This window comes from Leeuwenhoekiella parthenopeia, from assembly GCF_020782115.1.
In the GTDB taxonomy this organism is placed as follows: Bacteria; Bacteroidota; Bacteroidia; order Flavobacteriales; family Flavobacteriaceae; genus Leeuwenhoekiella; species Leeuwenhoekiella parthenopeia.
In genome coordinates this window covers 80,133-87,053 of record NZ_JAJGMW010000021.1, presented here as the reverse complement: position 1 = coordinate 87,053, position 6,921 = coordinate 80,133, and the positions used below count along the sequence as shown (strand labels likewise).

At 34.5% G+C, this 6,921-nt stretch carries 8 protein-coding genes; all 8 read right to left on the bottom strand.

The features are described 5' to 3' along the window. Nucleotides 1-447 precede the first annotated feature (447 nt). Entirely contained in the window at nucleotides 448-744 is a 297-nt protein-coding gene (locus LLW17_RS14660; protein WP_228231042.1) for a hypothetical protein, read from the bottom strand. Then, nucleotides 728-1,357, bottom strand: coding sequence for a nucleotidyltransferase domain-containing protein (locus LLW17_RS14655; protein WP_228231041.1), 630 nt, complete (start codon nucleotides 1,355-1,357; stop codon nucleotides 728-730). Before LLW17_RS14655 ends, LLW17_RS14660 begins: the two co-directional genes overlap by 17 nt. After that, complete coding sequence (locus tag LLW17_RS14650) at nucleotides 1,354-2,274, bottom strand: pentapeptide repeat-containing protein (RefSeq protein WP_228231040.1); 921 nt, start codon at nucleotides 2,272-2,274, stop codon at nucleotides 1,354-1,356. The genes LLW17_RS14655 and LLW17_RS14650 overlap by 4 nt, the downstream gene beginning before the upstream one ends. Nucleotides 2,275-2,544: 270 nt before the next feature. Further along, a complete protein-coding gene (locus LLW17_RS14645) occupies nucleotides 2,545-3,672 on the bottom strand; it encodes an ATP-binding protein (RefSeq protein WP_228231039.1) in 1,128 nt (375 codons plus the stop codon). A 222-nt stretch (nucleotides 3,673-3,894) separates the two neighbouring features. Then, the gene (locus tag LLW17_RS14640) at nucleotides 3,895-4,194 is read right to left on the bottom strand and encodes an ATP cone domain-containing protein (protein WP_350355214.1); all 300 of its coding nucleotides are present in this window, start codon (nucleotides 4,192-4,194) and stop codon (nucleotides 3,895-3,897) included. Nucleotides 4,195-4,204: 10 nt separating this feature from the next. Further along, nucleotides 4,205-5,056, bottom strand: a complete 852-nt coding sequence (locus tag LLW17_RS14635) for a universal stress protein (RefSeq protein ID WP_228231038.1) — start codon at nucleotides 5,054-5,056, stop codon at nucleotides 4,205-4,207. Nucleotides 5,057-5,172: 116 nt separating this feature from the next. Further along, nucleotides 5,173-6,021: a universal stress protein gene (locus tag LLW17_RS14630; RefSeq protein WP_228231037.1), complete on the bottom strand. Its 849-nt coding sequence runs from the start codon at nucleotides 6,019-6,021 to the stop codon at nucleotides 5,173-5,175. A gap of 17 nt (nucleotides 6,022-6,038) precedes the next feature. After that, entirely contained in the window at nucleotides 6,039-6,884 is an 846-nt protein-coding gene (locus LLW17_RS14625) for a universal stress protein (protein ID WP_228231036.1), read from the bottom strand. Nucleotides 6,885-6,921 lie beyond the last annotated feature (37 nt).

Here is a 6,921-nt window from a genome sequence, read left to right as displayed (position 1 = left end):
TAGGGACCTCTGCTTTTTCTTCAAAATGCAGGTGCAGTATATCTCCCTCTGTTTGATGACCGGTAAGGTTAAAATGGGTAATCAATAATTCTGGTAATAAAATCTTAAGTAAATCTATATATGCGTCCAATGCCTCCTGTTTAGAAAACAAAAATCAAACTATTCATTCAATTCACACACAACTTTTGAGAATGATCCAACAAAATCCCTATTTCTCCGCAAAAAGCCCCGTTATCGAAGTGATGACGGGGCTTTATTTTTATGGATTACACTTAATACTTCTTTATACCGGATGCTATCCTGTGGGCTTCCCTAAAAACGTGACAGTTTTAAATTCACACTGACACTATGAAAAACAGAAAGATTAGCGAGAGCTAAATAATTAATGCTGCAAAAGTTCTATCCAAAAAACTCTAAAATCAAAGGTTTAAAATTAATTTTCATCAATTAAAAAAATTGAACTAAAAGAATTTTTAGTTCTTCAATATTTTTTCTAATACTTACTTGAAGCTTCTTATATTCTTCTGTAATTTGATCTTGACTTTTATTTGCGATAAAAAAAAGCTTCTTCGAAATCAAAAATAATTTTTCTTTTAATTGATTGTTTCCAATACTATTATTCAAATACCAGCTTTCAATTGCTGGTTTAGATAAACCAGACAATTGATATTTAAAAGACTCTTTATTAATTATTTTAATAACTTCTCTTTGTAAATCTACCCTGCTGTTAAACTCTGCTTTCATAAATTTTTAAAACCGTTAAGAACCATTTATTTATTCTTTCTATGTCAGATAAAAATAAATTTAATAATTCATCATTAATTTGATAATTAATCCCTCTAATTGAACTGATTCTTGACATCATTAACATCTCTTTAACCCTTGAATCTAATATCAACGGATAGTCATCTAATTTTTCAAAAGACTGCCTGCTGAATACTGGTTTAGTATAATTACCTAACGTATAACAAGTAGCAAAATTCCTAAGAGCTAAAAATACCATTGCTAAATCAAAAATTATAGAAAATCTATTTTTTATAATTGAAGTAATACTAGCTTCGAATAAATTTTTAAACTTCAGCAAATCGGTTTTGCAATTAACATAATTTGAGGGCTTTCCTAAATTCTCTAATAAATTTGCTCCTGATGTATATACCAATTTAGATTCGTAATATAAATGCCAAGCAAATGGATTTCCTTCTATATACAGTTCTTTGATCCTTTCAGGAGTATAAATAGAATATTTATTAAGGTCAATATTATATACAGCTTCACTTGTTACCATTAACAAATCTATATCAGAATATTGGTCTACTTCCCCCCTGACTATTGAACCAAAAATATAAATATCTTTCATCGCCTATTATACTTTTTAATTATAATAGACATTAGTAATCCAAAACATATTAATCTAATTATAACCAAAGATAAAGTCAACGCTTCTGGGTAGTATTCAAAATAATTTTTGTCATTTGAATTAGTCACAAGTAATCCAAAATAATTGCTAGGAATTTTAATGAAAAAAATGTTCAATATTTCAAAAGCATCTGTTGTGGATTTTTTTAAAATATGATAGGCAGTTAGGACTCCAAAAATATAAAGATTAAATCTAATTAACCTCCACAAACTCTCACCATTACCCCAAATAAAATCTAAAATACTTACTTTCGTCCATTTCCAAAATTGTTCAATTTTACGTTTAGGACCTCCGTATTTTTTTCTGTAGTATTCATCGCCAGATAGCCAACTATCTTTTAAATGGCTTTTTGTTGCCTCCAATTCAATGCTAACCGCTTTTGATGCCTTAACATAATCACCTATTGACGCGTAATTTAATTTAAGAGATCTTGCGAATTTATACTTTAAATTATCTCGTTTAGGAGCACATTCAAAAATCTCATCGTCTATAAATGTCTTCTCAAAAATTACATAATCAAGCTTACTATCTTCAAAATACGAACCTTGCAAATTACAGCTAACAAACTTGGCTCCTTCAAAATTACATCTTATAAATCTAGAATCACGTAAATATGAATTTTCGAAAATACACTTAGAGAAATCTACATTTTGAAAAACTATATTTTTGGCAACAGCTCGAACAAATAAAATATTTTCAAAAACATTATTTTTAAGAACATAGTATTTTTTGTCGTCAAGAATAATAGCTTTTTTACTAAAAAACATCATATCTCTTTTTTCAACTCTTTTTGAAGAAACCAGATTTATGGAACTTATTTCAATAATGTTCTCGTTATTTATAGTTTCTTTACTCATATCATGACTAAATGTGTCTTCATTGCTAACCTTTCTTTTAATATTAAAAAGAAATCGGAAAAGAGTTTTTAGATCCATGGGAAGTGTAATGTAACTTATTTCTTTAAAATTGATTTTTCATCGTTTGTTTAGAATATCCTAATATTCCCATATTTACTTTTTATCAATCCAGAAGCTCTAGATTGTAAAATCGATCAAAATTTAAAATGTATTTTTCCTATTTATATTTTTTAGGTAATATATTTTAAAAAACTCTATAATTGAATTATTTCACCTTTTAATGCTATTTAAAAATTCTCTAAAATTAGTTCTATTAATCGCGGTTATTTCTGCGTTGTAGGCTTCTATAAAAGCCTTTGGGAGTTTTACTTTAGTATTAGGATTCCATTTCATTTCAAAAGCTTTTAATTTTCCTGCCTCTTCTTCGACGTAATCAATCTCCTGTTGTGATACTGTTCTCCAAAAATAGCCTTTGGCTAATGAACCCGTATAGGCATTCTGCTTTAAACGTTCGGCAATTAAAAAATTCTCCCAAAGATTCCCTTTATCCTGGCGAATATCTATAGGATTTAAATCACCGATGATCATATTGCGAACCCCGGTGTCGTAGAAATAGATTTTTTGATTGGTTTTGATTTCGTTTCGCAGGTTTTTACTGAAACTGGGGAGTTTAAAAATAACGTATGCCTGGCATAATACATCTATATAGGTAGCTACTGTTTTTTTATCAATACCTAACAATTGAGCCAGTTCGTTATAACTTACTTCGCTACCTATTTGAAAGGCTAATGCTCTTAGAAGTTTCTCTAATATTTCGGGTTTACGAATGCCTCCATAGCTTAAAATATCTTTATATAAATAACTATCGGTGAGTTGTTTTAGAATCTCCTTTTCTTCTCCAAAATTAGTAATCACGTCTGGGTACATCCCGTAAACCACCCGTAATTCCAATTGCTGTTCAGCTTTTAAATAGCCTACATGTGATTCAAATTCTGCCCAGGATATGGGATAGAGCTGGTATTCCCATTTTCTGCCCGTAAGTGGTTCTTGTGTATGATTATTCAATTCAAAAGCAGAGGAGCCACTCACCAGCAATTGAACAGCTTTGATCTGATCGGTAATAAGTTTTAATGTGAGTCCTATATTATCAATGCGCTGCGCCTCATCTATAAAAACAATCCTGTAATTGCCTATGATGTTTTTAAGCTGCTCTAAATTGGGATTTGAAAGCAGTTTACGAACGGTAGGATCATCCCCATTTAAAAACAGGTATTCTTTATCCTCCAGCAGCTTATTAAATAGTGTCGTTTTACCTACCTGCCTGGGGCCTATTAAAAGGATCGCCTTACCGGTACCAAAGCGCTTTTCAATCTTTTCTTCTAAACTCCTTTTAATCATATTCGGGGATTATATTCCCCAAATATATGCATATTTGGGGAATACAATCCCCAAAAATCCTGTTTTACCCAAACAGGATAAATCCCTCACCAGGTAAAATCCCAATCCTCAACTGCAAGTGTAGAGCTGTACTCCAGCGCACTGATGCCGTTTTTATAGTTTACAATACTTGTTAATTTTTCGGGTTTTGGTAGTTAAACTCTTCTGCAAACACAGTTTAACCTATTTGAATTGTTCTGAGATCGAATCTGCACGCGTTGTTGGTCCCAACTCAAAGATTGCCTTTTTAAGTTTGTATTTTGAGGCGTAGATAGGTTTGCTTTTTTTTAAAAGAGCATAGGCCCTATTGTAAATCTCGTTGGTTGTAATATCCTGATACCATTCATCGCGCACCCTGTCTATGATGGTATTAACGGTTGCCTCATCGGCTCCGCTACGTCTCAGGCTTGCCTTGAGTTTTGGCAGTGAAAAATGTACCTTTTCGCCAGAAGACTTTATGATTTGAAGATTCTCTTTGCCCATCCTAATCGTATTAGTTTCTAAAGTCGTGCATAACGAGCACCGGAACTCTGGCTGTGTATCCTAAATCCTTAACCATGGGTTTTGAAAAAACAAACCCAAAGAAGCGGTGCTTTTTATTTATAAAGGCAATCATGCCACTGTTTCTGCTTTGCGTGAAGATATTGAGCCCTGTTATGACATCAACCTGGTCCAAATAGTGAAAACTATATTGGAGATCTTCAAAACATTCCTGCAAAAGCTCCTTCTTTTCCAATTGCTCCTGTGACAATTTACTGGCTTCATTAATATGCAAAACCCTAATTGGGGCTTTGGTGATTCTTGCTATTTCCTGAAGGTGTAGGAGTTCCCTTCTTTTGAAATGAGTTTTAAAACTGGTCGGGAAAACGATTTCATTAGGAATCGTAAAAGTTACTGTATTTGGGATCATAAGCACCGGACAGTTGCGTATATGCTCCATAAACTGAATGCAGTTGCTGCCTAAAAAAATACGCTGATCATCTGTTTGACCCTTATTTCCGATAATGACTAATTCAATATCCTTATCTGCGATAATCTGTTTTATAGCTTCTAATGGCTCGTTAAAAACAGACTCGGTAAAGTAATTATGATTTGAGGACACCTCCAGTTCTTCCAGTTGCGTTTGTAATGCCCTGAGCCCTTCTTCAGACCGGTTCCTGGCAATATCGTAGTATTTTTCACCCGGTTCTGGCACCATCATGCTGTCTGTTGCATAGCTGTCTACCATAAAGGCATTTATAATGTAAAAATCAACTTCTTCACTTTTATAGAGTTGACCGGCATAGTGTAAGGTATTCCAGGCATTGCTTGAAAAATCTGTGAGTATTGCTATTTTCTTTTTCATTTTGAATTGATTTTGTAAGTATTGAGCGCGACACTTATTTGAGATTACGGTCAAAACCGGACCGGTATAAGCAAGTCGAAGGTCTTCTTCGGTTTTGCTTCCTGCCGGTTCAGGTATTATTGCCTTTCAACAGAAGGAATTACTAAAAACGGAACATGGGTGTGGTATGCGACCTGATTGATGATGGGTCTGAAAAGTATATTTTCAAGCAGATTATGCTTATTGTGCACCATTACGAGCAGGTTTATTTTATGCTTCAGCTGAAACTGCTCTATGGCTGCAATGACCTCTGTGTTTTCGGCAATATGGAAAAGGTGCACATTCTCGATAAAAAAGTTATCTAAAAATTGTTTTCTCTCTTCCTGTGATACACTTAGCGGATTGCCATAATACGCATTGAGCATATGAATTCTGGAACCATGAGTTTCACAGATGTATCGCAAGAGCGACAGGTATTTATTTGATGTGTCCAGTTCAAAATCTGTTGGAAATAATATCTCCCTGGGATTTTCATACGTAAAACCTTCAGGCACTGCCAGCACGGGACACTTCATCTTTTTGATGGCATCCATAGTTTCAGTTCCCAAAAAAATCTCTTTGGCTCCGGTTGCGCCCTGAGTACCCATCACTACCAAATCAATAGATTTCTCCTGTACACAATTTTTCATCTCCTCAGTGAGCAAATTAAATGATGCGTGTGTTTGAAAGGAATGCTTTTGGTTGTTAAACCTGTTGGTTATCTTATCAACCAGGTCTTCAAGATTTTTTTCCGCATTTTCCTGAGCCATTTTCTGCATTTTCAAAACAGAATAGCTATCCAAAACAGGATGAGCAGGGACAATAAGTGGTGAATAGGTATGTAACAAGCTAAACTCGCAGGCTTCTTGCTCAAAAAGTTGCACCGCATATTCTATGGCGTTATACGCATTTTTGGAAAAATCAGTAGGAAGCAGTATTCGTTTCATATCAAATGTGTTTAAGGTTATCTATGTAAGTTTTGAAGCACTAAAAAGGGTATTTTAATTTCGAGCCCTATCTTTTCAATAGTAGAATGGTATAGCAACTCTTCCATATACGAATGCCTGTGATTAACCATTACCAGCATATCAAAATCCTGTTCTTGAAGCAGTTGGTTTATGCCACCGGTAATAGCGTTTGATGCATGTTTTAGGTACGAAGTGCGGGCTTTATCTAAACAACACTCCAGAAATGAGCGGTTATCTTCCTGACGATGGGACCGTTTTTCGTATTCTGAAAAATGGACGACAGTTAATTGAGCGCCAAAGTTCTTGCCCAATACATTTAGTAGTTTCAATTCTCTTCTTTGGTAGGGAATCCTATAATCTGTCGCAAAGAGTATCTTTTTAACAGGATAGCCCTCAAAACCTAATGGAACTGCTAAAACCGGACATTTCACATATTTGATAACCTGTAGGGTTTGGCTGCCGAAGGTGACGTTTTTATCGCCGGTTTTTCCCCGGGTGCCCATCACTACGATATCACTGTTATCGCGTTCTATGAGATCGTTAGTTTCATCTACCAGGCTTCCGAACCTTGCCTCAAACCGATACTTGTGCCTGGGGTTTGCCGTTGTTTGCAGCATTGCCCCAACCTCTTCCTGTAATTGTTTTTCCACCTTTTTTTGAAAACGTCCTTTATAAATTTCAAAACCTTCCCTGTCCATATCTCGAGTATTTTCATACACTTCATCGGCAAAGGCATGGATTACTACAAAGTCACATAGGTCATATTTAAATAGGGCCAACGCATACTTTATGGCATTCATTGAAGTTTCAGAAAAGTCGGTCGGGATTACTATTTTTCTCATAATTGCTTAATTATACTTCCAAAAATAGGTTGACGGT